Raw genomic sequence first — 25998 nt, 5'->3', positions numbered from 1 at the left:
GATAAAAGTTTGGGTCTGGGGCCAAGGCCCGCGCGAAGCGATCCGTCGCCCAGGCAATGCCGCTGCTCAGCCCGGCGCAAAAGGAGGATTACAATGACACTTGTCCAGGAACTTGCCGCCCAGGGCGATTCCGGCCGTCCCGTCCGCATCGGGCTGATCGGCTGCGGCGAGATGGGCACTGACATTGTCACCCAGGTCCGGCTGATGCCGGGACTCGAACTCGCCGTGCTGGCCGAGCTGCGGATCGACGGCGCGCGGGCGGCGCTGGAGATCGCCGGCGTGCCGGCCGAGCGGGTTCGCACGGTGAGCAGCGCCGCCGCGGCCGAGGCCGCCATCGATGCCGGCATGATCGCACTGACCGACCAGGCCGATATCGCCTGCACCGCCGGGCAGGTCGATGTCATCATCGATGCCACCGGCAATCCCGGCTACGGCGCCGAGCTGTCGATGCGGGCGATGGATCACGGCAAGCATGTCGTGATGATGAATGTCGAGGCGGATATCACGGTGGGCGCCAGCCTCGCCGCTTATGCGGCCAAGCGCGGCGTGATCTACTCGCTCGGCGCCGGCGACGAGCCGACCGCGCTGATGGAGATCATCCGCTTCGCCCGCAGCCTCGGCTACCCGATCGTCGCCGCCGGCAAAGGCAAGAACAACCCGCTGAATTTCGACGCCGTGCCGGATGACTATGTGGAGGAGGCGGCGCGGCGACACATGAACCCGCGCATGCTGGTCGAGTTCGTCGATGGCTCGAAGACGATGATCGAGATGGTGGCGGTGGCCAACGCCACCGGCCTGCTGCCGGACGTGCCGGGGATGCACGGACCGCGCGCCGGGCTGGCCGAACTCGACCGCGCCTTCCGCCCGCGCGCCGAGGGCGGGCTGCTGAGCCGGGAGGGCGTCGTCGACTATTCGATCGGGCCGGGCGTGGCGCCGGGGGTGTTTGTCGTCATCCGCGCGCCGCATCCGCGCGTCCATGAACGGTTGCGCGACCTCAAGATGGGCGAGGGTCCGTATTTCACCTTCTATCGCCCCTATCACCTGACCAGCCTCGAAGTGCCGCTGACCGCGGCGGCGGCGGTGCTGCGCCGGGAATCGCACATGACGCCACTGGCGAGGCCGGTCGCCGAGGTGGCGACGCTGGCCAAGCGCGATCTCGCCCCGGGCACCACGCTCGGCAAGATCGGCGAGGCCGATTACCGCGGCTGGGCGATGACGGCGGCGGATGCGCGGGCGGCGGATGCGCTGCCGATCGGGCTTGCGGAGCGGGCCGAGATCATCCGTCCGGTCCGCAAGGGCGAGATGCTGACCTATGCCAATTGCCGGCCGGACCAGGGCATGGCCATCGTCCGGCTGCGCGCGACGCAGGACGCGGCGCAATATGCCGGCCTGCCCGCCTGACGGCTTCGGCCCGGCCGGCGCGGGGCGACTTCCCCGTCGGCCGGGCTTGCGGACATTTGTTGACTCCCTAAACTGATATCCCTGAGTTGCAATCGCGCAGGGAGGCGCATTTGTCCGTTCACCGCGCCGAGCAGGAACCGCTCGACCTGAAGACCCGCGTCGCCTGGCTGTATTTCATGGAAGGGCTGACGCAGGATGCGGTCGCCGCCCGCGTCGGGCTGACCCGCCAGCGTGTGCTCAAGATCATCGCCACGGCGCGACAGGACGGGACGGTGCAGGTCCGCGTCACCACCAACCTGTCGAAATGCATCGCGCTCGAACGGCAGATCGAGGCGCGGTTCGGGATCGGCGAGTGCATCGTCATCCCGGCGCCGGGCGAGGAGGCGGAGCTGACCGGGCTGCTGGGCAGCCGCGCCGGCGCCTATGTTTCGGATGCGCTGCGCGACGGCACGACGATCGGCCTCGGCTGGGGGCAGACGCTGCAATCAAGCCTCAGCAGCATCAGCGTGCGCGGCCTGCGCGGGGTGACGGTGGTGTCGCTGCTGGGCGGGTTGACGCGGGCGAGCGGCGTCAATCCTTCCGAATTCGCCTGGCGGTTCGCCGACCTGATCGGCGCGGAGAGCTTCCTGCTCAGCGCGCCGGCGGTGTTGCAGGACGCGGAGACGGCGGCGACGCTGCGGCGGCATCCGGGGATCGCGGAAGTGTTCGAACGGACGCGGATGCTGGACATGGCGCTGGTCAGCGTCGGCAATGTCGCGCCGAACTCGACGCTGATCCGCTACGGCATGGTCGATCGCGACACGCTGACCGAGGTGACCAGGGCGGGTGCTGTGGCCGACATGCTCTGCCAGTTCATCGACGCCGACGGGCAGTTGCTCGACCACGAGCTGAACCGGCGGATCATGGCCGCCGATGCCGCCAGCCTCGCGCGGACGCCGAGGCTCATCCTGGTTTCGGGCGGCTGGCAGAAGGTTCCCGCCCTGCTCGCGGCGGTGCGGCTGCTGCATCCGGCGGTGCTGATCACCGACGAGACCGCCGCCGAGGGCATGCTGATGAGCCCGGCCGCGGCGAACGACCGCTCTCCCGCCTGACACCGCGGCGGCGCGCCGCCGCGCAGCAATATTTCCGCAGGACCGCCCCGCCACAGCCGGGCGCACCCGCGCGCGCATGCTCGCCGTTCCGGCAAAAGTGACAGAGAGTTTTTATTGACAATTATCTTTGTCATTGGATATTTGTTTCAAGCCAGTGCAAACGGCACCCCTGTGCAGAGGAAACGAAGCCGCCATGGATCAGCCGACCGCCGATACCCTGACCCAAGCCCCACCGCCGGACGCGGCGCGCCAGCGCGAGGCGCTGCGGCGGATGTTGCTGATCCGCCGCTTCGAGGAGGCAGCGGAAGAGGCTTATATGCGGGGCGCCATTCACGGCACGATGCATCTCTCGATCGGCCAGGAAGCCAGCGCGGTCGGCGCCTGTCTCGACCTCGAAACCGGCGATTACATCACCTCGACGCATCGCGGCCACGGCCATTGCATCGCCAAAGGCGCTGACGTCGCAAGGATGTTCGCCGAATTCTTCGGCCGCGAGACCGGCTATTGCCGCGGCCGCGGCGGCTCGATGCACATTGCCGATATCGCGGGCGGCAATCTCGGCGCCAACGGCATCGTCGGCGGCGGCCTGCCGATCGCGACCGGGGCGGCCCTCGCCATCCGGCAACAGCGGCGGGCGGCTGTGGTGATGTGCTTCTTCGGCGATGGCGCGGTGAACGAGGGCGCCTTCCACGAGGCACTGAACATGGCCGGTCTCTGGAAACTGCCGGTGATATTTGTTTGCGAGAACAACAAATATGGCATGTCGGTCTCGACCGAACGCTCGATGGCGGTGCCGCGGGTGGCCGAACGGGCGCGGGCCTACGGGATGCCGGGCGTGCGGGTCGACGGCAACGACCTGTTCGCGGTTCACCGGGCGGCGGGAGCGGCGATCGCCCGCGCGCGGGCCGGTGGCGGACCGAGCCTGATCGAGGCCGAAACCTACCGGCTGCGCGGCCATTCGCGCAGCGACCGCAACCGCTACCGCAGCAAGGAAGAAATCGAGCACTGGCGCGGGCTCGACCCGATTCCGCGGCTTGAGCGGGCGATGCGCGACGCCGGCGTGCTGGACGCGGCCGGCATCGCCGCCCTGCGCGCCGAGGTCGAGGCGGAGATCGCCGCCGCGATCGCCTTCGCCGAGGGCAGCCCGGTGCCGGACCCCGGCGAGGTGACCCGCGATGTCTATGAAGGAGGGATCGCGGCATGAACGCCATCGTCAGCATCGATACCGGGCCGGAGGGGGCGGCGTGCCGCGACATCAGCTATGCCGACGCGATCCACGAGGCGCTGCGCAGCGCGCTGGAGGCCGATGAGCGGGTGTTCCTGCTCGGCGAGGATATCGGCGTGTATGGCGGGGCATTCCAGGTGACGCGGGATCTGGTTCATCGCTTCGGCGAGGGCCGGGTGATCGACACGCCGATCGCCGAGCTTGGTGCCGCGGGCGTCGCCGTGGGCGCGGCCCTGGCCGGCAGCCGGCCGGTGCTGGAATTCCAGTTCTCGGATTTCGCGACGCTGGCTATGGAGCAGATCGTCAACCAGGCCGCCAAACTGCGCTACATGCTCGGCGGCAATGCCTCGGTTCCGCTGGTCATCCGCATGCCGGCCGGCGCAGGCACCGGTGCCGCCGCGCAGCACAGCCAGAGCCTCGAAGCCTGGTTCGCGCATGTGCCGGGGCTGAAAGTGGTGCAGCCCGCCACCCCGCACGACGCCAAGGGGCTGTTGCTCGCCGCGATCGACGATCCCGATCCGGTGGTGATCTTCGAGCACAAGCTGCTTTACAAGACGACCGGCCCGGTGCCGGCCGAGGCGTATCGGGTGCCGATCGGCAAGGCGGCGATCCGCCGGCCCGGGCGCGATATCACCATCGTCGCCACGGGCATCATGGTCCATCGCGCGCTGGAGGCGGCGGAACGCCTCGCCGGGCGGGGGCACGACGCCGAGGTGATCGACCTGCGCTCGCTCCGCCCGCTCGACACCGCGACACTGATCGACAGCGTGACCCGGACGACACGGCTGCTCTGCGTTCATGAATCGGTGAAGATGCTCGGCATCGGCGCGGAAATCAGCGCCGCCATCGCCGAGAGCGCGGCGTTCGACCGGCTGGATGCGCCGATCCGCCGGCTTGGCGGCGCCGATTGCCCGATCCCCTACGCGCCCGGCCTCGAACGCGCCGCGGTGCCGCAGGTCGAGGATATCGAAGCCGCCGCCGCCCGCCTGATCGAGCGCGGGGAATAGCCATGGCCGTCGAGATCATCCTGCCGCGCGTCGACATGGACATGCAGGCCGGGCGGATCGCCCGCTGGCTCGTGCGGGAGGGGGCGACGGTGACGCCGGGCGAACCGCTGTTCGAGATCGAGACCAGCAAGGCGGCGATGGAAATCGAGGCGACAGCGGGTGGAATTTTGCACATCGTCGCGGGGCCGGAGGGCGGGGAGATCGCGGTGGGCAGCATCGTCGCCTACCTGCTCGCGCCCGGCGAGGCGGCGCCCGATGCCGCACCTGCCGCACGCGCAGCACCTGATCCTGCACCGGCATCGGTGCAGCCGGCGGCGCCCCTGCCTGCACCGACATCCGCACCCGTTGCGGCAGATGACGCGGCGCTGCTGCGGGCAACGCCGCTGGCGCGGCGGCTCGCCCGCAGCGAGGGGATGAACCTCGCCGCCATCGCCGGTTCCGGGCCGCGCGGGCGGATCACCCGGCTCGATGTCGCCCGCCACGCGCGGGACGCAATGCTTCCGGCCGCAACAGCGCGCACCGGCGGGCTGCCGGTGCGGCGGGCCGGCGGGCGAGAGGGCACGCCGGTCGTGTTCCTGCACGGTTTCACCTCGGAGGCGCTGGCGTGGAACGGGCTGATCGCGGCCCTCGCCCAGCGCGCCGGTGGAGCCTGCCCGCCGCTGCTGGCCTTCGACCTGCCCGGCCACGGCGCCGCACCCGACAGCGGCGAGGCATCCTTCGCGGCGCTGGCCGAGGCCGCCATCGGCGCGCTGCGGGCCGAGGGCATCGGCGCGGCGCATCTGGTCGGCCATTCGCTCGGCGGCGCGCTCGCCGCGCGGATCGCCCTGGATGGCCGGATCGACGCGGCCTCGCTGGTGCTGCTCGCCCCGGCCGGGCTTGGCGCCGAGATCGACGCCGCGGCGCTCGACGGGATTCTGCGCGCCCGCGCGCCGGACAGCCTGCGCCCCTGGATGGAGCGTCTGTTCGCGGCCCCCGCCCGCGCCGATGCCGCGCTGCTGCGCGCAACCCTGGAGGGTGGTGCCGCACCGGGGCGCGGCGACTTCCGCCAGCGCCTCGCGCGTGCGTGCTTTCCCGACGGCACGCAATCGGCCCGGCTGCGCTGGCAGGGAGGCGCCATCGCCGCCCCGGCGCGGATCGTCTGGGGGCGGCAGGATCGGATCATTCCCTGGCGGCACGCGCTCGCGGCACCGGGGCGCTTCGCCCTGCACCTGCTTGATGACTGCGGCCACATGCCGCAGATTGAGGCGACCGGCGCGGTTGCCGACATCCTGGCCGAGACCCTGCGCGGCGCACAGGTGCTGCTGCCGAGCCAAACGGACCGCGCGGAGGTTGCATGTTGAGCGACGATCATCTGACCCTCGAACGCCGCGTCACCGTTCGCATCCGCGACGGGCTGCACGCGCGGCCGGCGGCGCAGTTCGTCAAGCGGGCGCGGGGCTATGCGGCGGAGCTCTGGCTCGACCATGGCGGCAGGAGCGCGAGTGCCAAGAACGCGGTGAAGCTGATGCTGCTCGCGGTGAAGGAGAACGCCGAGATCGTGCTGCGCGCCGAGGGCGCCGATGCCGCGGCGGCGCTCGACGAGCTGACGCGCTTTCTCGAAACCGAGGACGAGGGCACGGCATCGCCGCTCGCCGCCGCGGCATCGCATGACGCCGCACCGCCCGGCGACAAAGGCACGACGGCGCCGCTGGCGACGGCGGCGCGGCGCGGCATCGGCGCCAGCCCCGGCGTGGCGCTCGGCCCGGCCTTCCGGTATTTTCCCGAGACGCTGGAGCCGCCGCATCATCATGTGCCGGACGCCGCGCGCCCGGCCGAGGCGGCGCGCTACGCCGCGGCGGCGGAGCGGGCGGCGGCGGCGCTCGGGCAGTGCGCGGCCCTCGCACCGGAGAGCGACGACGCGCCGATCGGCGGGATTGCCGCGGCGCTGGTGGAAATCGTCCGCGATGCCGATCTCGATGCCGCCATCCGCCTGCGGATCGCCGAGGGGATGGACGCGGTCACCGCCGTGCTCGATGCCGGCGGCGAGCTTGCCGCAACCTTCGCCGGCCTCAGCGACGCCTATATGCAGGCCCGCGCCGAGGATGTGCTGAGCGTCTCGCGCGCCATCGCCCTGGCCTGTCTCGGCCGGCAGGACCCCTCGATCGCGACGATCGCGGAAGGGGCCATCATCATCGCCGACGAGCTGACCGCCTGGGACCTGGCACGCGCACCCGGCGCGCGGATCGGCGGCATCGTCTGCGCGCGCGGCGCCGCCACCGCCCATGCCGCGATCATCGCCCGCACCCGGGGATTCCCGCCGTCTTCGGCATTGCCGGGCTGGAACAGGTGGCGGATGGCGCGATGATCGGGCTGGATGGCAGCAGCGGGGAAGCGGTGATCGATCCGGACGCGGAAACCCTCTCCGCCCTGCGGGCGCGGGCGCGCGGGGAAAGCGCCGCACGGGATGCGCTTGCGGCGTTCCGCGACGTCGCGCCACGCACCCGGGCGGGCGAGGCGATCGTGATCGCCGCCAATCTCGGCTCGGTCGGCGAAATCGGGGTAGCGCGGCAGGAAGGAGCGATGGGGATCGGGCTGTTCCGCACCGAGCTGCTGTTCATCGAGGCGCGCCGCCCGCTGGACGAGGACGAGCAGGTGGCGGCCTATGCGCGCCTCGCGACCGCCTTTCCGGACCATCACGTCACGATCCGCACCCTCGATGTCGGCGGCGACAAGCCGGTGCCGGGGATCGACATTCCGGACGAGGACAACCCTTTTCTCGGCTGGCGCGGCCTGCGCTACTGCCTCGACCGGCCGGAGCTGTTCGCGGTGCAGCTGCGCGCCCTGCTGCGCGCCGCCGTGCATGGCAATCTGCGGATCATGCTGCCGATGGTCAGCGACCCGGACGAGTTACGCCGCACCCGCGCCCTGATCGAGACCTGCCGGGCGGCGCTCGCCGCCGCCGGCGTGCCGCACGCGGTGCCGCCGCTCGGCATCATGATCGAGACCCCGGCGCGGCGCTGATGGCCGACAGCCTGGCCGCCGAGGTCGCGTTCTTCTCGATCGGCACCAACGACCTCACCCAATACATCATGGCCGCCGACCGGATGAACCCGCGCGTGTCGGGGCTGAACCGGCCGGATCATCCCGCCGTGATGCGGGCGATCGAGATGGTGGCGGCGGCCGGCCGGCGGGCGGGAATCCCGGTGTGCATGTGCGGCGAGGCGGCGGCGCGGCCCGATCTCATTCCGCGATTCGTGCAGCTCGGCCTGACCGAGCTGAGCATGACCCCGGCCGCGGTGCTGCGGGCGAAGGAGGTTGTCACGCAGATCTGAGGGCGCGGGCCATCTCGGCACCGCGCGCCGCCTGTGATATGCCGGTCAATGTTCAAGTCGATGGATGGCTATGGCGATGAACCTGCCCTTTCAGCCCGACCCCCTGCCGTTGCGCGAAGGCCTGCGGCGCCTGCGGCACGTTGTCCGGCGTGGGGGGGAGACGGCGCGGGAAGTGGCCGGCGGCGCGATGGGCGGCAGGGAGATGTGCATCGCCTCCCGGCTGGCGACGGCGGTGATCGCGGAGATGGAGCGGATCGCCGAGGAGTTCGACCGGATGGCCTCGCGCGCGGCGCGGCAGGCCTTCGGCCATGAAGAGGACCTGACCACCACGCTCGACGAGTTGCACGGCAATGCGCCGATCGGCCCCTCGCTGGCCTCGACGCTGTATACCGCGCTGACCCTCGTGCTGAAGCATATCGGTTCGGACACGCTGTTCGTCAGCGAGCTTGCCGCGCGCGAGGCGGTCAAGCGCTGGCAGGTGCTGCCGGGGCGGCGGCGGGCCAGCGGCGGTCAGCTCGCGGCGGGGCTGGCGATGCAGCTGGTCGACCGGCAGGTGATCCGCGGCGCGCATGTCGATCCGCGCTGCGTCGTCTCCGCGCCCTCGGTCCGGCCGGTGGCGATCTTCGCGGTGATGCTCTGGCTGCTGGTGGCGCGCAGCCCGGAGGAGAGCGAGGCGGCGCTGATCTCGGCCGCCGATATCGCCGCCGCGATCGCCGAACGCGTCGCCCTCGTCTTCGCCGAGCGGGACGAAACCGGGCTGATCGCGCTGCTCGAAAAGTATCGCAACAATGTCTGACGAGCCGGTCTTCTCGCGCGCCGACCTGCCGCCGACCAACGAGCCGCTGCGCATCGCCGCGCGGCGGCTGCGCTGGTTCAGGGCAGCCTTTGCCCGGGTGGTCGGCCGCGTCGGCGAGGAGCTTGGCTGCGCCTTCGAGATCGACGACAGCAAGCTGACCCAGATCTTCATCCGCTGGCTGGAGGCGCTCGACCGGCAGCGGCCGGTGCCGAAGGAGGAGCGGGCGGCGTTTCTCGAATTCGCCTCGTCGCTCGCCTTCCGCGAGCTGATCTCCAACCTGCCGATCCGCACGCGCGGCAACCCGGTGCGGGCGAAGCGCGAGATGCCCGGCGGGTTCTGGCCGGAAGCCTATGCCTGCATGATCTTCTGCCTCACCGTGCATTCGGCGACGCTGGAGCAGGAATATCACGTTGCCACCACCATCGATCCGCAAATCGCGGATCTGCGCTCCTGGTGGTCGTTCCGCGAGAACGCGCAGGAGGACCACGCGTTCTCCGCCGGGTTTTTCCAGAAGCTGCTCGGCCATGAGCCCAACTGGTTCGTGCCCGAACAGTTCCGCTACCGGATCGGCCGCTGGCTGCTGGAGCCGGCAGCCGACTCCCCGCCAACCTAGAGCACTTTCCGATCCATCCGGATCGGATGCAGTGCTCTATGGTATTGATAAATAGAGCATCATCCCTGCGGCCTGACCGGCGCGGCGGCGGCGGGATCGATCATGAAAAACCTCGCGTCTGTCGCGCAGACCCGCAAGGGAGAGGCGACAGGCATTTCCCGTTACAATTTTATGTTTACCAATACGTAAATTAACGGTATCAAACGGTAATTTGATCTGGAGGTTATCCGTGGATTTCAAAATGAATTGGACCGTCCGGCACCCGCCTCGGTTTGGGGTGATCGCCGCGCCGGCGAGTGGCGCGGTCAACGGAGGAGACGACCGGGCGTGAGCGGCGAGACATTCGATTATGTGGTGGTCGGGGCCGGATCGGCCGGCGCCGTGGTCGCCAACCGGCTGAGCGCCGATCCGCAAGTCCGCGTCTGCCTGCTGGAAGCCGGCAAGCCGGACCGGTCGCCCATGATCGACTTGCCGCTCGGCGTTGTCGGCCTGCTGCGGTTCAGGACCTATAACTGGTATTACTACACCGCGCCGCAGGCGGAGCTGAACGACCGGCGGCTGTATTGGCCGCGCGGCAAGACGCTGGGGGGATCGTCGTCGATCAATGCGATGATCTACATGCGCGGCCATCCCGAGGATTATGACGAGTGGCGCGATCTCGGCGCGCCGGGCTGGGGGTGGGACGACGTGTTTCCCATCTTCCGGGCGATGGAGCGCAACGAGCGCGGGGCGGATGCGTTCCACGGCGATACGGGGGAACTCAACGTCGCCGATCTCGGCAATCCGAACCCGCTGGGGCGGCGTTCATTCGCGCCGGCGTCGAGGCCGGGCTGCAGGACAACCCGGATTTCAACGGCGCGGCGCAGGAAGGTGTCGGGCCCTATCAGGTGACGCAGAGGCATGGCAGGCGGTTTTCCGCATCCCGCGCGTTTCTCGATGGAATCCGCGAGCGGCCCAACCTGCGGATCGAGACCGGCGCGCATGTCGCGCGGGTGCTGCTCACGGGACAGCGCGCCACCGGCGTCGAGGTGCGGATCGGCGGGGCGATGCGGCGGATCGCGGCCCGGCGGGAGGTGATCCTGTGCGGCGGAGCGATCAACTCGCCGCAACTGCTGATGCTCTCGGGCATTGGCCCGCGGGACGCGCTGGCGCGGGCCGGGGTGGACCTCGTGCATGAGCTTCCCGGCGTCGGCGCCAATCTGCAGGATCATCTCGACATCTCGGTGATCGTGCCCGACCGGAGCGGCAATTCCATCGGGGTGGCGGGTAACACGCTGGCGCGCGGGTCGCGGCGTTCTTCGAGTATCGCCGCAAGGGGACCGGGATGTTCCAGTCCAACGCGGCGGAAGCGGGCGGATTCGCGCGGCTGACGCCGGAGTCGCGGCGGCCGGAAATCCAGTTCCACTTCCTGCCGACCATCCTGCGCGACCATGGGCGCAAGCCGGTCTGGGGCCACGGGATGACGCTGCATTGCTGCCAGTTGCGGCCGAAGAGCCGCGGCAGCATCACGCTGCGCTCCGCCGATCCGTTCACAGCACCGGTGATCGATCCCGCCTATCTCAGCCATCCCGACGACCTCGGCGAATTGCTCGCCGGGCTGAAGCTCGGCCGGCGGATCATGGCGAGCCCCGCGATCGCCGCGCTGAGCGGCGGGCGGGAGATCGATCCGGGGCCGGCGCGCCAGGACGATGCGGCGCTCATCGATTTCATTCGCGCCTCGGCGGAAACCATCTATCATCCGGTGGGCACCTGCCGGATGGGCCAGGACGAGATGGCCGTGGTCGACGACCGGCTGCGGGTGCGGGGGATCGAGGGGCTGCGGGTCGCCGATGCGTCGATCATGCCGCGGCTGATCGGCGGCAACACCAACGCGCCCTGCATGGTGATCGGCGAGAAGGCGGCGGGTTTCATCAGAGCGCTTTCCCATCCGGATCGGATGTAGTGCGCCATGATATTGATAATTGGAGCATCTTTATCCGATCAGGTGACGCCATCTGATCGGATGATGCTCCAGCGCCGAACGCAACGAGCCGGCGGCGGCGATGGGCTGAGGCAACCGAGGCGAGGAGAGCGGGGATGGACGTGATCGAGACGACGATGCCCGGCGGTGTCGCGGGGCTGGAGGCGCTGTTCGCCGGCCAGCGGGCGCGGGCGATCGCGCTGCGCGGGTCGAGCGCCGAGGCGCGGATCGCGAAGCTGCGGGCGCTGGAGGCGGCGGTGCAGGCCTGGCGGCCCCGGCTTTACGCCGCCTTGCAGGAAGATCTCGGCAAGCCCGAGACCGAGGCGGACCTGTCAGAGATCCTGCCGGTGCTTTCGGAAATCCGCCATGCGCGGCGGCACCTGAAAGCGTGGATGACGCCGCGGCGCGCGGCACCGACGCTGACCACGCTGGGCACGCGGGCGCGCATCCGCCACGAGCCGCGCGGCGTGTGCCTGATCGTCTCGCCATGGAACTATCCGGTGAACCTCGCCCTCGGGCCGCTGGCCTCGGCGATCGCGGCGGGCAATACCGCGATCCTGAAACCCTCGGAAATGGCGCCGGCGACGTCCGCCGCGCTTGCCGCCATGCTCGCGGCGGCCTTCCCGCCCGAGGAGGTGGCCGTGGTCGAAGGGAATGCGGCGGTGGCGACCGCGCTGCTCGACCTGCCGTTCGACCACATCTTCTTCACCGGCAGCCCGGCGATCGGCAAGGTGGTGATGGCGGCGGCGGCCCGGCATCTCAGCTCGGTGACGCTGGAGCTTGGCGGCAAGTCTCCGGTGATCGTCGATGAAGGGGCGGATCTGGCGCGGGCGGCGAAGGCGATCGCCTGGGGCAAGTTCACCAATTGCGGGCAGACCTGCATCGCGCCGGATCATCTCTATGCCCACGAAAGCGTGCATGACGAGTTGCTCCGCCGGGTGCGGGCGGAGACGGCGCGGATGTATGGCGCAACGCCCGGCGCGGATTACGGGCGGATCGTCAATGAGCGGCATTTCGACCGGATCATGCGCCTGCTCGACGATGCGCGCGGACGCGGTGCTACGATCGAGGGCGGAGCGGCGGACCGGGCGCGGCGGCTGATCGCGCCGGCCTTCGTTATTGGCGCGCCGGATGATTCGGCGCTGATGCGGGAGGAGATTTTCGGCCCGGTGCTGCCGGTGATCCGCTTCCGCGACGCCGGCGAGCCGATCGCGGCGATCAATGCGGCGCCGAAGCCGCTCGCGCTCTACATTTTCGCGCGCGACCAGCGCGTGATCGACCGGGTAATCGGCGAGACCTCGTCGGGCGGGGTGGGCATCAACAGCACCATGCTGCATTTCATGCACGGCAACCTGCCGTTTGGCGGGGTCAACAATTCGGGGATCGGCAACGCGCACGGCCTCTATGGCTTCCGCGCCTTCAGCCACGAGCGGGCGGTGCTGAGGGACGTGGGCTCGGCGACGCCGATGCTGTTCCCGCCCTATACGAAACGGGTGCGGATGATGGTGAAAGCGGTGCTGCGGCTGGCCTGAGCGGGCGCGATGGCTTGACGCGCCGGATGGCGCGGGCGAGGTTTCGGTCATGAACGAACCCGCCCCGTCCTGCCCCGGACCCGCCCCCTCCCCGCACGGACCCGCGCGGTTCAGCGTGCCATATGGCGCGGTCGATACGCATGCGCATGTCATCGGCGCGCCGCCGCAATACCCCTATGTCGCGGCGCGGAGCTACACGCCGCCGCCAGCAACACCTGATGCCTATCTCGCGATGCTCGACGCCACCGGCATGACCCATGGCGTGCTGGTGCAGGTCAGCGTTCATGGCACGGATAACCGGCTGATGCTGGAGACCGTGGCGGCGCATCGCGCCCGGTTGCGGGGCATCGCGGTCAGCCCGCCCGACCTGCCGGCGCAGGCGTGGCGGGCGATGGCGGAGGCGGGCGTTGTCGGGCTGCGGATCAACACGCTGTTCGGCGGCGGGGTGGGGTTCGACCAGCTCGACCGCTACGAGGCGATCTGCGCCGAGCATGGCTGGCACCTGCAATTCCTGACCGATGTTCGCGCGCTCGGCGACCGCGCCGGCAGGCTGGGCCGCCTGCGCGTGCCGTTCGTGATCGACCATATGGGCCATTTTCCGGTCGCCGAAGATGCCGGGCGGCGGGGCTTCGACACCATGCTCGGCCTCGTGCGGGATGGCGGCTGGGTCAAGCTCTCCGGCGCCTATCGGCTGGACGATCCGCCGTATTCACGGACCGTCGAGCTTGCCCGCGCCCTGATCGACGCCGCGCCCGACCGGTGCGTGTGGGGGTCGGACTGGCCCCATGTCGCGAACTGGGCGCATATGCCCAATGTCGGCGAGCTGCTCGACCTGCTGGCAGACTGGGCGCCGGATGCGGCGGCCCGCGACCGCATCCTCACCGCCAACGCCCACCGTCTCTACGGGTTTCCGTAACCGCCGCCACCGGGGGTTTCGATGACGACGGCATCGCCGGCGGCGATCGTCGCCTGGTCGCGCCCGCCCATGATGTCGATCCCGCCATCCACGCGTTCGACCCATTGCCGGCCGGCCGCGCCGGGGGCGCCGCCCTCCATGCCGAAAGGCGGCACGGTGCGGCGCGAGGCAAGCACCGTCACGGTCATCGGTTCGAGGAAGCGCAGCCGGCGGCGCACGCCATCGCCGCCGCGATGCCGCCCGGCGCCGCCGGAGCCGCGCCTGATCTCGAAGGTTTCGACGCGCACCGGATAGCGGAGTTCCAGCACCTCGGGATCGGTCATGCGCGTGTTGGTCATGTGGGTATGGACGGCGTCGCACCCGTCGAAATCCGGCCCGGCGCCGGCGCCGCCGCAGATGGTTTCGTAATATTGGTGGCGCGCGTTGCCGAAGAGCAGGTTGTTCATCGTCGCCTGCGCCGAGGCGACGACGCCCAACGCGCCGAGCAGCGCCGCCGTCACCGCCTGGCTGACCTCGGTATTGCCGGCGACCACCGCCGCGCCCTGCGCCGGGTTGAGGAAACTGCCCTTGGGGATAATGATGGTCAGCGGCCGCAGGCAGCCTTCGTTCAGCGGGATTTCATCATCGACGAGGCAGCGGAACACATAGAGCACGGCCGCGCGGGTGACGGCGGGCGGGGCGTTGAAATTGCCCTTGTGCTGCGGCGCGGTGCCGGCGAAGTCGATGCTGGCGGTGCCGGCGGCGCGGTCGACCCGGATATCGACCATCAGCCGCGCGCCATCGTCCATCCGGTATTCGAAGGCGCCGTCGCGCAGCCGGCCGATGGCGCGACGGACCGAGGCCTCGGCGTTGTTCATCACATGCGCGGTATAAGCGGCGACGGTGGGCCAGCCATACTGATCCACCATCGCCCTGAACGCCGCGATCCCCGCTTCGTTGGCGGCGAGCTGGGCCTTGAGATCGGCCACGCATTCATCGGGGCTGCGGGCCGGATAGGCCGCGCCGGACAGCACAGCGCGCAGCGCCTTTTCCTGGAACACGCCGGCATCGACCAGTTTCATGTCGTCGATCACCACGCCTTCCTCTTCCAGCGTGGTGGCGAAAGGCGGCATCGATCCCGGCGTCAGGCCGCCGATATCGGCGTGGTGCCCACGCGACGCCAGAAAGCCGCGCAGCGAGCCGCCCGCATCGTCGAAGATCGGGGTGATGACGGTGATATCAGGCAGATGGGTGCCGCCGTCGAACGGGTTGTTCAGCGCGATGGCATCGCCGGGCCTGAGCGCCGCGCCGCGGCGGCGCAGCACGGTCCGCACGCTTTCGCCCATGGCGCCGAGATGCACCGGGACATGCGGCGCGTTCGCCACCAGATTGCCCTCGGCGTCGAACAGCGCGCAGGAGAAATCGAGCCTTTCCTTGATGTTGACGCTGCTCGCAGTGTTGCGCAGCACCGCCCCGGCCTGCTCGGCGACGGCCATGAACAGGTTGTTGAACAGTTCGAGACGCACCGGATCGAGGCTGACGTCATCGGCGCCGGCAGCCGCCTTGCGGGCCGCGCGGTGCGTGATCAGCAGGTGATTGCGCGGCGTGATTTCCGCGCGCCAGCCGGGCTCGACGATGGTGGTGGCGTTGGCCTCGCGCAGCATCGCCGGGCCGTCCACCGTGTCGCCGGCGAGCAGGGCCTCGCGCTCGAAGACCGGGGCGTCGTGCCAGGCGCTGCGGCTGTAGAGGCGGATATGGTCGATCGGCTCCGGCCGGCCGGACGCGCGGGCGGGCAGCGTCTGCTCGGTCACCGGCTCGCCCGGGGCCACCGCCTCGACTTCGATGCTCTCGACGATCAGCGCGCGGTCCGCCGCGACGAAGCCGAACAGGCGGCGATGCGCGGCCTCGAACGCGGCGCGCATCGCCGGGGCGTCGTCCAGCGGCACCGCCAGCGGCGTGTCGGTGCCGGCATAGCGCAGCTGGGCGCGGCGCAGCGTCCGCACCGCGGCCGGATCGACCCCCTGCTCGGCCAGCGCGGCGATTGCGGCACGAGCGAGGCTGGCGGCCACGTCCTCGATCGCGGCCACGGCCTCGGCGCTCAGCGCGCGTTCCACCGCCTGCTCGCGCAGCACGATCTGGTCGGCCAGCCCCATGCCATAGGCCGAGAGCACGCCGGCGAGGGGATGGATCAGGATGGTGCGCATGCCCAGCGCCTCGGCCACCAGGCAGGCGTGCTGGCCGCCGGCGCCGCCGAAACAGGCCAGCGCGAAAGCCGCCGGGTCGCGCCCCTTCTGGATCGAGATCTGCTTGATGGCCTGCGCCATGTGCGCGACGGCGATGCTGATGAACCCCTCGGCGATGCGTTCCGGCGTTTGCGCGGTGCCGGTCGCGGCGGAGATTTCGGCGGCGAGCGCGGTGAATTTCTGCCGCACCACCGCGTCATCGAGCGCCTCGTCATGGGTGGCGCCGAAAATCCTCGGGAAGTGATGCGGCGCCAGCTTGCCAAGGAAGAGATTGGCGTCGGTCACGGTCAGCGGGCCGCCGAGGCGGTAGCAGGCGGGGCCGGGATTCGCCCCGGCGCTGTCGGGCCCGACGCGCAGACGGGCGCCATCGAAGCCGAGCACCGAGCCGCCGCCGGCGGCGACGGTGTTGATCGAGAGCATCGGCACCCGCAGCCGCACGCCGGCGATTTCGGTCTCGAGGCTCCGTTCATAGGCGCGGTCATGGATCGCGACATCGGTGGAGGTGCCGCCCATGTCGAACCCGATGATGCGGTCGATCCCGGCCATCTGCGCGGTGCGGACGGCGCCGACGATGCCGCCCGCCGGGCCGGAGAGAATCGCATCCTTGCCGGTGAAATGGTGCGCTTCGGCGAGGCCGCCATGCGACTGCATGAAGAACAGCCGCGCCCCCGGCAGGCCGGCGGCGACACGATCGACATAGCGGCGCAGCACCGGCGAGAGATAGGCGTCCGCCACCGTGGTGTCGCCACGCGGGACCAGCCGGAGCACCGGGCTGACCGCGTGACTTGCCGAGATCTGCCGAAAGCCGATCTCGGCCGCGAGCCGGGCCAGCCGCGTCTCATGCGCGGGATAGCGCCACGCATGCATCCGCGCGATGGCGACGCTCTCGATTCCCGCCGCCCTGGCATCGGTCAGTGCCGCGATCGCCGCCGCTTCGTCGAGCGGCTCGATCTCCTGGCCATCGGCGCCGATGCGCCCGCCGATTTCGGCGACCCGCTCATAGAGCATGCCGGGCAGCCGGATGTCGAACGCGAAGAGGTCGGGCCGCGCCTGGGTGCCGATCCGCAGCACGTCGCCCAGCCCGCGATCGGTCAGCAGCAGCACCCGCGCGCCCTTGCGCTCGAGCAGCGCGTTGGTGGCGACGGTGGTGCCCATTTTCACCGCCTCGATCGCATCCACCGGCATCGGATCGTCCGGCCCGAGGCCGAGACAGCTGCGGATTCCGGCAATCGCCGCGTCAGCGTAGCTGCCGGGATTTTCGGACAGCAGCTTGAGCGTCCGCCGCGCGCCGTCCGGCGCGATCGCCACGATATCGGTGAAGGTGCCGCCGCGATCGATCCAGAACCGCCAGCGTGACATGGGTTCGGATGAAGCTGTCGCCGGTCCGGTCTGCATGCGGGTTTCTCCCCTGGCTGGCGCGCGCAGCGATCGAGGGCGCCATGGATATTTTTTATTGACGATTTGTCGATAAATTGTCAATGTTAGACCGCAATAAAATCGAGGAGGCGGTCTTGGCGGCAAAACCCGCACGCGACGCTGCGCAGAAACCGGCAGGCAAGGCAGCGGGCGAGCCCGTGGTGTCTTCCGCGCATCTGGCGGCGGGGCGCTCGCCCGGGCTATCGGAAGTGGAATTCGGCCTGAACCTCGCGACGATGGCCTATCAGCGCTGGATGGTCCGCTGCATGGCGGCGGCCGGGCTGCCGGGGCTGTCGCCGCTCGAAGTCCTGATCCTGCACACCGTCCGCCATCGCGACCGGCCGAAGCACATCGCCGACATCATGCTCGTGCTCGATATCGAGGAGACGCATCTCGTCACCTACGCGCTGCGCAAACTGACCAAGGCGGGGCTGATCGAGGTCGAGCGCGCGGGCAAGGAAAAGCGCGTTAGAGCCAGCGCCGCCGGCATCGCGCTATGCGCCCGCTACGGTGAAATACGCGAGCGCCTGCTGGTTGCCACCGCGACCGCCGCGGGGCCTGGCGAAGCAACGCTCAACGAGGTAGCAACGGTTCTGCGCAGCCTGTCCGGCATCTATAACCAGGCCGCCCGGGCGGCCGCGACGTTCTAACAAAAAGGGAAACGAGCATGGCAAGCGAAACAAGCGTCGATACGGCCGCGACACGCGGCGGGTTGGGCGCGCTATTCAGGGAGATGAACCCAGCGGAGTGGCGCACCTTCCGCGCCTGCGCCGGGGGCTGGGGCCTCGACGGGATGGACTTCATGATCTACCCGCTGGTGATCGGCACGATCATGCATCAATGGTCGGTCGCCCCCGGCCCGGCCGGCCTGGCGGCGACGCTGACCCTGCTCGCCTCCGCCATCGGCGGCTGGGTTGCCGGCTATGTGTCCGACCGCATCGGCCGGGTGAAAGTGTTGCAGATCACCATCCTGTGGTTCTCCGCCTTCAGCCTGCTCTCCGGCCTCGCACAGAATTTCGACCAGCTGGTCATCAGCCGCACCCTGCTCGGCTTCGGCTTCGGCGGCGAGTGGGCGGCCGGCGCCATCCTGATGGGCGAGACCATCCGCCCCGCCTATCGCGGCCGCGCGGTGGGGTCGGTGCAATCGGCCTGGGCGGTGGGCTGGGGCCTGGCCGTGCTGGCGCAGGCGATCGTGTTTTCCGTGGCCCCTGCGGCGATTGCCTGGCGGGTGATGTTCGCGATCGGCGCGTTGCCGGCGCTGCTGGTGCTCTATCTGCGGCGGAACGTGGCCGAGCCGGCCATCGCCATCGCCGCGCGGCGGCACGCCTCGCCGGGGCTGCTGGCGATCTTCGGCGCGAAACCATCGTCGTCACCATTCTGGGCGCGCTGCTCTCCACCGGCGCGCAGGGCGGCTATTACGCCATCACCTTCTGGATGCCGACCTTCCTGAAGGTGGACCGGCATCTGAGCATCGTCGGCAGCACGCCCTATCTCGCGGTGCTGATCCTCGGCAGCTTCGCCGGCTACCTGACCGGCGCCTGGCTGTCGGACCGGCTCGGGCGGCGAATGCTGTTCCTGATCTTTTCGGCCGGCGCGATCATCACCATCGTCGCCTATACCCAGATCGACATTCCCAACGAGGCGATGCTGATCCTCGGCTTTCCCGTCGGCTTCTTCGCCAGCGGCTATTTCTCGGGCATGGGGCCGTTCCTGACCGAGCTGTTCCCGACCCGCCTGCGCGGCTCGGGCCAGGGGTTCTGCTACAATTTCGGCCGCGGCCTCGGCGCGCTGTTTCCCGCACTGATCGGCTTTCTCACGAAATCGGTGGGCTATGGCAACGCCATCGCGATTTTCGCCGTTGCGGCCTACAGCCTGTTCTTTCTCGCAGCTCTCGCCCTGCCGGAGACGCGGGGGCGCGTGCTGACCGCGTAAGACCGCCCGCTGTCAGAAGGCAAGCCGCGCGCGCCCGGCGGGACGCGCGCGGCTTACACGACCAGGCCGCTTTCCGCGTCGAGCAGGTGCATCCGCGCCATGTCCGGCGCGAGCGGGACGGTGGCGCCAACCGACGCCGGCGCATGCGGATCGACGCGGGCGCAGGCGAAGGTTTCGCCGATGCGGAAATAGAGCAGCGTATCTGCGCCCAGCGGCTCCACCACCTCGACCCGGCCGGGCATGAACCGCCCCGCCGGCGTTGCGGCCTCGGCGAGGCCGAGATTTTCCGGCCTGATGCCGAAGACCATCTTCTTCTCGCGGTGCGGCAGATATCGCGCGACCCGCTCCGGCGGCACGCCGAGTTCGGTGCCGTCGGCAAGGCGCAGGCGCAGCCCGGCCTCGTCGCCGGTCAGCGCGCAGTCGAAGAAATTCATCGGCGGGCTGCCGATGAAACCCGCCACGAAGCGCGATACCGGCCGGTGATACAGATCATCCGGCGTGCCGATCTGCTCGATCCGCCCGTGATTCATCATCACGATCCGGTCCGCCAGCGTCATCGCCTCCACCTGGTCGTGGGTGACGTAGATCGTCGTCGCCTGCACGGTCTGGTGGATGCGCTTGATCTCGGTGCGCATCTGCGCGCGCAGCTTGGCATCGAGGTTCGACAGCGGCTCGTCGAACAGGAAGACCTGCGGATGCCGCACGATCGCCCGGCCCATCGCCACGCGCTGGCGCTGCCCGCCCGAGAGTTCCTTGGGCTTGCGCCTGAGAAAATCGCCGATGCCGAGAATCCGCGCCGCCTCGGTCACCCGCGCATCGATATCGGCCGCGCTATGGCCACGCACGCGCAGGCCGAAGGCGATGTTCTCGAACACGGTCAGATGCGGGTAGAGCGCGTAGTTCTGGAACACCATCGCGATGTCGCGGTCGCGCGCCGGCAGGTCGTTGACGACGCGATCGCCGATGCGGATCTCGCCGCCGGTGACACTCTCAAGCCCGGCGACCATGCGCAGCGTCGTCGTCTTGCCGCAGCCGGACGGGCCGACCAGCACGACGAACTCCCGATCCTCGATCTCCAGGTCGATGCCCTTCACCGCCTGCAGCGCGCCGCCATAGGATTTGACGACCTGTCGCAATGATACGTGTGCCATGATCGCGGTTGCGCTTTCCCCGTTTCCTGTTCCCGTCTGGCCCCGCTGTTCCGACCCGGCGGCGATGGGCCGCGCCGGCGGATGGAAATTCATCGTTGCCTCTTTCTGTATGTTTTGTATAAAATACGCCAACGGACAAGACAAAATCCCTTGGGAGGAACGCAGATGACGGAATTTTCTCGCCGGCGCCTGATGCAACTCACCGCGGCCGGGGCGCTCGCCGCCGGTGCGGCGCCCGATATCGCCCTGGCCGGCTACAAGCCGATGCTGCCGATCGAAAAGGGCGCGCACCTGCAGATGCTGCGCTGGACCGGCTTCGTCGGCGCCGATGACAAGCATTGGAAGATGAACTCGGAAGCCTTCACCAAGGCGACCGGCGTGCCGGTCTCGATCCAGGAAATCAGCTGGGACGAGGTGCAGGCGAAATCCGGCCTCGCCGCCCAGCTCGGCTCCGGCCCGGACATCATCATGGGCTTCTACGACGATCCGTTCATCTATCCGGACAAGCTGGTCGATGTTTCCGACGTCTGCGGCTATCTCGAGAAGAAATATGGCGGCTTCTACAACATCGCCCGCACCTACGGTTATGACGACGCCCAGAAGCGCTGGATCGCGGTGCCGATCGGCGGCCCGGGCGATGCCGTCGCCTATCGCGAAAGCTGGGTGAAGGAAGCCGGCTACGACACCTTCCCGAAGGATTTCGACGGCTTCCTCGACCTTTCGCGCAAGCTGAAGAAGCAGAACCACCCGATCGGCCTCGCCCTCGGCCACGCGGTGGGCGACGCCAATACCTGGACGCACTGGGTGCTGTGGGGCTTCGGCGGCAAGCAGGTCGACGAGAACAACAAGGTCACCATCGAGTCGAAGGAAACCTACGAGGCCTTGAAATACGCCAAGGCGCTGTATGAGACGATGATTCCGGGTGTCTCCTCCTGGCTCGACATCAACAACAACCAGGCCTTCCTCGCCGGGCAGATCAGCGCGACCATCAACGGCATCAGCATCTGGTATGTCGCGAAGGAGAAGTTCCCCGAAATCTACAAGGACACGCGGAACGCGCCGATGCCCGTCGGCCCGGTCGGACATCAGACGATGTTCAACCTGTTCTCGCAGGCCTTCATCTTCAAATATTCGAAATACCCGAACGCGGCGAAGGAATATCTGCGCTTCATGAGCGAGAAGCCGCAGATGGCCCCTTGGCTGACGGCGATGTTCGGCTATGTCACCCCGGCGCTGAAGGACTACGCCAAGCTGCCGATCTGGACCTCGAACCCGAACATCACCCCGTATCGCGACGCGCTGGTGGACAACCTGCCGGAAGGCTATGCCGGCAAGCCCGGCCGCGCCGCCGCCACCGCGCTGAACGATTTCGTCATCGTCAACATGTTCGCCGATGTCTGCGTCCACGGCACCGCGCCGCAGGAGGCGGCGAAACGCGCGGCCCAGCAGCTTCGCGAAATCTACGGCGCCTGATCCGACAGCCGGCAGGGGACACGCATGTCATCTTCGTCGCCTGCCCTTGCCGGCCGGCCCAGCGGCTCGTGGCTCCGGCGGATGCTCGACCGGCCGAACGTTCTCGGCCTGCTCCTCGCCGCCCCCGCGAGCCTCATCCTCGTTCTTCTGCTCGCCTATCCGCTCGGGCTCGGCATCTGGCTGAGCCTGAGCGACGCGGTGCTCGGCTCGCCGGCGCATTTCGTCGGGCTGCGCAACTACATCCAGCTCTTCCACGACCCGGTCTATCAGGGCGCGGTCTTCTACGCGCTGATGTACACGGTCTGCTCGGAGGCGCTGAAACTCTTCCTCGGCCTTGGCCTCGCGCTGCTGCTCAACCGCCGCTTCCGCGGCTACCGCGCCGCCCGCGCGATCATGCTGCTGCCCTGGGTCGCGCCCACCGTGCTCTCGGCGCTGGCCTGGAACTGGCTGCTCAACCCGCAATTCTCGGCGATCAGCTGGCTGCTGATGAAGCTCGGCCTGATCCACGGCTACATCAACTTCCTCGGCGAAACCTGGCCTGCCCGCATCTCGCTCATCGTCGTCAATGTCTGGCGCGGCATCCCCTATTTCGCGATGGGCTATCTCGCCGGCCTCACCGCGATCCCGAAAGACCTGATCGAGGCCGCCTCGATCGACGGGGCGACGCGCTTCACCATCTTCCGCCGCATCATCTGGCCGCTGCTGCTGCCGGTGACGACGATCCTGCTCTCCTTCTCGACGATCTGGACCGTAACCGACTTCCAGCTCATCTGGACGATGACGCGCGGCGGCCCGCTGAACGCGACGCAGGTCTTCACCACCCTCGCCTATCAGCGCGCGATCAACGGCGGCACGCTCGGCCAGGGTGCGGCCATCGCCGCCTCGGTGATCCCGATCATGCTGATCCTCGCCTTCATCGCCCTGCGCTCGACACGGGAGGGAAGCTGACATGACCGACCGCGCCGGCTGGCGTCTTTGGCTTCCCCTCGGGCTGATGCTGCTGTTCCTGCTGCTGCCCTTCTACTGGATGGTGCTGACGGCGCTGAAATCGCAGCCCGAGCTGCTCAACTCGCCCAACCCGTGGTGGGTCTTCCACCCGACGCTCGGCAACATCATAGGCCTGCTCACCACCACCGAATATCCGCGCTGGTTCGCCAACACGCTGTTCGTCTCGGCCGGTGCGACGCTGCTGAGCGTCACCGTGTCGTTCTTCGCCGCCTTCGCCATCGTCCGCCTGCGCTTCTTCGGCGCCCGCGCGCTCTCGACCGCGATCTTCTTCTCCTATGTCGTGCCGCCGGCGATCCTGTTCATCCCGCTCGCCTCGGTGCTGATCAAGCTGCACTGGTTCAACAAGCTCTGGGCGCTGATCCCGATCTACGCGACCTTCCTCGTCCCCTTCTGCACCTGGCTGCTGATCGGCTTCCTCCGCTCCATCCCGCGCGAGCTGGAAGAGGCCGCGCTGGTCGATGGCGCGAGCTGGCCGCGAATCATGTTCCGCGTCATCCTGCCGCTCTCGGTGCCGGGGCTGATCTCGTCGACGATCTTCTCCTTCACCCTCTCCTGGAACGAATATCTCTACGCGCTGATCTATATGTTCTCATCGTCGAACAAGACCATTTCGGTCGGGCTGACGACGGAGCTGATGCGCGGCGACGTGTTCCAGTGGGGGCAGCTGATGTCCGGCGCGCTGCTCGGCACGCTGCCGGTCGTCCTCGTGTATTTCTTCTTCGTCGAATACTACGTCGCCGGCATGTCCGGCGCGCTGAAGGACTGAGCGGCCCGGCGTCAGGCGGCGCGGGCCTTGTCGAACCAGCCTTCCAGGGCCGGCAGGATGCGGGCGGCCGGCTGAAACCCGTGCGTGACGAGAGCATAGCGCCCCTCGTCACCCTGTCCTGCGATCAGCGTCGGAAAACCGCGCACGCCGGCGCCCTGGGTGAGTTCGAAATCCGCCCAGGTTTCCTCGATTGCCGAGTCAGACGTGAACTCCGCGCGGAACTGATCGGGATCGACGCCGATCTCGCCGGCGAGCCGCACCAGCGTTTCGGTATCGGTCACGTCCTGGTTTTCGGCGTAGAACGCGCGGTGAATCCGCTTCAGGGCGGCAAGCGCCGGCTGCATGCCCCGCCGGCGGATGACGGCGACAGCGCGGCACGGCGGCTCGGTGTCGTAGACGAAGCGGGGACGATCGAAAAACGCGAAATCGAAGGGCTGGCCGGAGGCTTCGTGGACATGTTCCCAGTGGCTGCGGACATCCGCCCGGCCGCTGTCATCCATCGGCTCGACCGTGCGCGGCCGCAGGCCGCCGAGCACCAGCCTGATCGGCAGCTCGTCGCCGAAGGTCTGGCTGATTGCGTCGATCACCGGCGAAAAGCCCCAGCACCAGGAACACATCGGGTCCGCGAAATAGACGAGGTGGGGTCCTTCCATCGGGGCTCTCCTTGAAGTTTGCCGCGGCCAGGGCGACACGCCGCGCCGTTTTAGAACAATCGATCTATTTTATATATTTCACGATCACGCCGCTGAATCAAGACAGCCGCTTCCATCGGACGACGGAAAGAGATTGGGGTCGCACCGCCGGACCGAGCCGGGACAGGCCGAAACAGGCCATCCAGCCCGAACGCGGCGCGAAATGGCGCTGGCCGGCCATCGGGTATGGCCGGCCGCGCGGTTCGTGAAAACGACACCGGACTTGATGCCGGACGGGGCGGCGCGCGCCGCCCCTGCGGATCAGGCGGCTTTGCGGGTGGCGCAGTTCCGGTAGAGCGCCGTTTCGAAATCCATATAGCCGGTGAAGGATGCGGGATCGGCGAAGGGCAGGATTTGCGTCGCCCAGAATCCGCCGAAACCGTTTTCACGGTCGATCCAGTAAAACAGGTTGGCAAGACCGGCCCAGCCGATAGCGCCGGCCGGGCGGCCGGTGGGCGCCGTTTCGTCGTTCACCATGAAGGAGTAGGACCAGGATTTAGACAGGCCCGGGAAAAACTCGGCATCGTTCGAGAGCGAGGGGATCACCCCCGGCAGCACCCTGATCTTCTTGTCGCCGAGATGGTTCCGCACCGCCATCGCGACGGTTTCGGGCTTCAGCACCCGGCCATGAGGCCCGTCGCCGTCGTTCAGCCACATGCGGATGAACTTCATGTAGTCGCCGACCGTGCTGTAAAGCCCATGCCCACCCATATGGACCTCGGGCGTGTTGGTGAGTTCGAATTCCATCGGCGTCAACGAGCCGTCCGCGCCGCGGGCATGCATCCCGGCGCAGCGCGCGCGCAGGGCTTCGGTGATCTCGAAGGTGGTGTCGGTCATGCCGAGTGGCTTGAAGATACGCTCTTCGCAGACCTCGCCGAGCCGCTTTCCGGCGATGGCTTCGATCACCAGTCCGCACCAGTCCATGTTGCTGCCATATTCCCACCGCTCGCCCGGGTCGAACAGCAGCGGCGTGCGCAGCGAGGCCCTGGTCGCCGTGATGACGCTCGGCAGCCCCTGCTCCTGTGACAGCCGGTTATAGGTCTCGTTGAAGAAATCGTAGCCGAGGCCAGCGGTATGCAGCAGGAGCATTTTTGTGGTGATCTCCCGCTTCGGGGCCCGCAGCTTCGGCTTGCCGCTCGCATCGAACCCCTCGATAACCTGAAGGTCTCCGATTTCCGGCACATAGGCCCTCGCCGGCGCGTCAAGATCGAGCTTTCCCTCCTCGACGAGCTGGAGCGCGGCCGTGCCGGTGACCGCCTTGGTCGTCGAGAATATCGCAAACACGGTGTCAGTGGTCATCTTCTGGCTGTTGCCCATCGTCCGCACGCCGGCCGCGCCCTCGTAGATGTTCGCCTTCCGGTCGGTTGCCATCGCCACCACGCCCGGCACATGCGGGCTCGTGTCGACGACTCGGTTGAGGATGGCATCCGCCGCGGTTTTGAATTCTGCGTTCATTCTGGTTCCCCCCTTGAAACATTCCGCCGGC

The 25998-nt window shown here is 68.7% G+C and carries 19 protein-coding genes and 3 pseudogenes; 18 read left to right on the top strand and 4 right to left on the bottom strand.

Going from position 1 to position 25998, the window contains the following annotated elements; all coding sequences use genetic code 11:
- Positions 1-93 precede the first annotated feature (93 nt).
- From ACIDOCELLA78_RS94135 to ACIDOCELLA78_RS94075, 13 genes and pseudogenes are all read left to right on the top strand, one after another.
- The gene (locus ACIDOCELLA78_RS94135; protein WP_201729522.1) at positions 94-1401 is read left to right on the top strand and encodes an NAD(P)H-dependent oxidoreductase; all 1308 of its coding nucleotides are present in this window, start codon (positions 94-96) and stop codon (positions 1399-1401) included.
- A 110-nt stretch (positions 1402-1511) separates the two neighbouring features.
- Positions 1512-2492, top strand: a complete 981-nt coding sequence (locus ACIDOCELLA78_RS94130) for a sugar-binding transcriptional regulator (protein WP_201729521.1) — start codon at positions 1512-1514, stop codon at positions 2490-2492.
- 193 nt (positions 2493-2685) lie between these two features.
- Positions 2686-3696, top strand: coding sequence for a thiamine pyrophosphate-dependent dehydrogenase E1 component subunit alpha (locus tag ACIDOCELLA78_RS94125; protein ID WP_201729520.1), 1011 nt, complete (start codon positions 2686-2688; stop codon positions 3694-3696).
- Positions 3693-4724: an alpha-ketoacid dehydrogenase subunit beta gene (locus ACIDOCELLA78_RS94120; protein WP_201729519.1), complete on the top strand. Its 1032-nt coding sequence runs from the start codon at positions 3693-3695 to the stop codon at positions 4722-4724. The genes ACIDOCELLA78_RS94125 and ACIDOCELLA78_RS94120 overlap by 4 nt, the downstream gene beginning before the upstream one ends.
- 2 nt (positions 4725-4726) lie before the next feature.
- The gene (locus ACIDOCELLA78_RS94115) at positions 4727-6064 is read left to right on the top strand and encodes an acetoin dehydrogenase dihydrolipoyllysine-residue acetyltransferase subunit (RefSeq protein WP_201729518.1); all 1338 of its coding nucleotides are present in this window, start codon (positions 4727-4729) and stop codon (positions 6062-6064) included.
- Entirely contained in the window at positions 6061-7068 is a 1008-nt protein-coding gene (locus ACIDOCELLA78_RS94110; protein ID WP_201729517.1) for an HPr family phosphocarrier protein, read from the top strand. The genes ACIDOCELLA78_RS94115 and ACIDOCELLA78_RS94110 overlap by 4 nt, the downstream gene beginning before the upstream one ends.
- Positions 7065-8035 (top strand): annotated as a pseudogene (locus tag ACIDOCELLA78_RS94105) (phosphoenolpyruvate--protein phosphotransferase). The gene ACIDOCELLA78_RS94110 and the pseudogene ACIDOCELLA78_RS94105 overlap by 4 nt, the downstream one beginning before the upstream one ends.
- A 76-nt stretch (positions 8036-8111) precedes the next feature.
- A complete protein-coding gene (locus tag ACIDOCELLA78_RS94100) occupies positions 8112-8831 on the top strand; it encodes a hypothetical protein (protein ID WP_201729514.1) in 720 nt (239 codons plus the stop codon).
- The gene (locus ACIDOCELLA78_RS94095) at positions 8824-9444 is read left to right on the top strand and encodes a hypothetical protein (RefSeq protein ID WP_201729513.1); all 621 of its coding nucleotides are present in this window, start codon (positions 8824-8826) and stop codon (positions 9442-9444) included. Before ACIDOCELLA78_RS94100 ends, ACIDOCELLA78_RS94095 begins: the two co-directional genes overlap by 8 nt.
- 327 nt (positions 9445-9771) lie before the next feature.
- Positions 9772-10814: pseudogene (locus ACIDOCELLA78_RS94090) on the top strand (GMC family oxidoreductase).
- Positions 10769-11386: a GMC family oxidoreductase gene (locus ACIDOCELLA78_RS94085; protein WP_249676483.1), complete on the top strand. Its 618-nt coding sequence runs from the start codon at positions 10769-10771 to the stop codon at positions 11384-11386. The pseudogene ACIDOCELLA78_RS94090 and the gene ACIDOCELLA78_RS94085 overlap by 46 nt, the downstream one beginning before the upstream one ends.
- Before the next feature lie 134 nt (positions 11387-11520).
- Complete coding sequence (locus ACIDOCELLA78_RS94080) at positions 11521-12936, top strand: aldehyde dehydrogenase family protein (protein ID WP_201729512.1); 1416 nt, start codon at positions 11521-11523, stop codon at positions 12934-12936.
- Between the two features lie 49 nt (positions 12937-12985).
- Positions 12986-13852 carry an amidohydrolase gene (locus ACIDOCELLA78_RS94075; RefSeq protein ID WP_201729511.1) on the top strand — a complete coding sequence of 289 codons (867 nt, stop codon included), beginning with the start codon at positions 12986-12988 and terminating at the stop codon, positions 13850-13852.
- On the opposite strand, the gene ACIDOCELLA78_RS94070 is transcribed toward ACIDOCELLA78_RS94075, so the two are convergent.
- Positions 13837-17469, bottom strand: coding sequence for a hydantoinase B/oxoprolinase family protein (locus ACIDOCELLA78_RS94070; protein WP_201729510.1), 3633 nt, complete (start codon positions 17467-17469; stop codon positions 13837-13839). The genes ACIDOCELLA78_RS94075 and ACIDOCELLA78_RS94070 overlap by 16 nt on opposite strands.
- A 116-nt stretch (positions 17470-17585) precedes the next feature.
- Here ACIDOCELLA78_RS94070 and ACIDOCELLA78_RS94065 point away from each other — a divergent pair, with 116 nt between their 5' ends.
- Complete coding sequence (locus ACIDOCELLA78_RS94065; RefSeq protein ID WP_249676480.1) at positions 17586-18140, top strand: winged helix DNA-binding protein; 555 nt, start codon at positions 17586-17588, stop codon at positions 18138-18140.
- Between the two features lie 17 nt (positions 18141-18157).
- Positions 18158-19422, top strand: a pseudogene (locus ACIDOCELLA78_RS94060) (MFS transporter).
- A 53-nt stretch (positions 19423-19475) separates the two neighbouring features.
- Here the strand turns inward: ACIDOCELLA78_RS94060 and ACIDOCELLA78_RS94055 are convergent.
- A complete protein-coding gene (locus tag ACIDOCELLA78_RS94055) occupies positions 19476-20573 on the bottom strand; it encodes an ABC transporter ATP-binding protein (RefSeq protein ID WP_201729508.1) in 1098 nt (365 codons plus the stop codon).
- 165 nt (positions 20574-20738) lie between these two features.
- Between ACIDOCELLA78_RS94055 and ACIDOCELLA78_RS94050 the strand changes: the two genes are divergently transcribed.
- Genes ACIDOCELLA78_RS94050 through ACIDOCELLA78_RS94040 form a run of 3 tightly spaced genes read left to right on the top strand, consistent with a single transcriptional unit; the run spans position 20739 to position 23820 of the window.
- Positions 20739-22046, top strand: coding sequence for an ABC transporter substrate-binding protein (locus tag ACIDOCELLA78_RS94050; RefSeq protein WP_201729507.1), 1308 nt, complete (start codon positions 20739-20741; stop codon positions 22044-22046).
- 24 nt (positions 22047-22070) lie between these two features.
- Positions 22071-22994: a carbohydrate ABC transporter permease gene (locus tag ACIDOCELLA78_RS94045; RefSeq protein WP_201729506.1), complete on the top strand. Its 924-nt coding sequence runs from the start codon at positions 22071-22073 to the stop codon at positions 22992-22994.
- A 1-nt stretch (position 22995) separates the two neighbouring features.
- Positions 22996-23820 (top strand): carbohydrate ABC transporter permease, encoded by an 825-nt coding sequence (locus ACIDOCELLA78_RS94040; RefSeq protein ID WP_201729505.1) that lies wholly within the window; start codon positions 22996-22998, stop codon positions 23818-23820.
- Positions 23821-23831: 11 nt separating this feature from the next.
- Here ACIDOCELLA78_RS94040 and ACIDOCELLA78_RS94035 read toward each other — a convergent pair whose 3' ends face one another.
- Together ACIDOCELLA78_RS94035 and ACIDOCELLA78_RS94030 are read right to left on the bottom strand one after the other, a co-directional pair.
- The gene (locus ACIDOCELLA78_RS94035; protein ID WP_201729504.1) at positions 23832-24473 is read right to left on the bottom strand and encodes a DsbA family protein; all 642 of its coding nucleotides are present in this window, start codon (positions 24471-24473) and stop codon (positions 23832-23834) included.
- 300 nt (positions 24474-24773) lie between these two features.
- The gene (locus tag ACIDOCELLA78_RS94030; RefSeq protein WP_201729503.1) at positions 24774-25967 is read right to left on the bottom strand and encodes a serine hydrolase; all 1194 of its coding nucleotides are present in this window, start codon (positions 25965-25967) and stop codon (positions 24774-24776) included.
- Positions 25968-25998 lie beyond the last annotated feature (31 nt).

It is taken from the genome of Acidocella sp. C78, from assembly GCF_907164655.1.
Note: the sequence above shows the minus strand (reverse complement) of the source record. Positions and strands in the feature narration are given on the sequence as shown.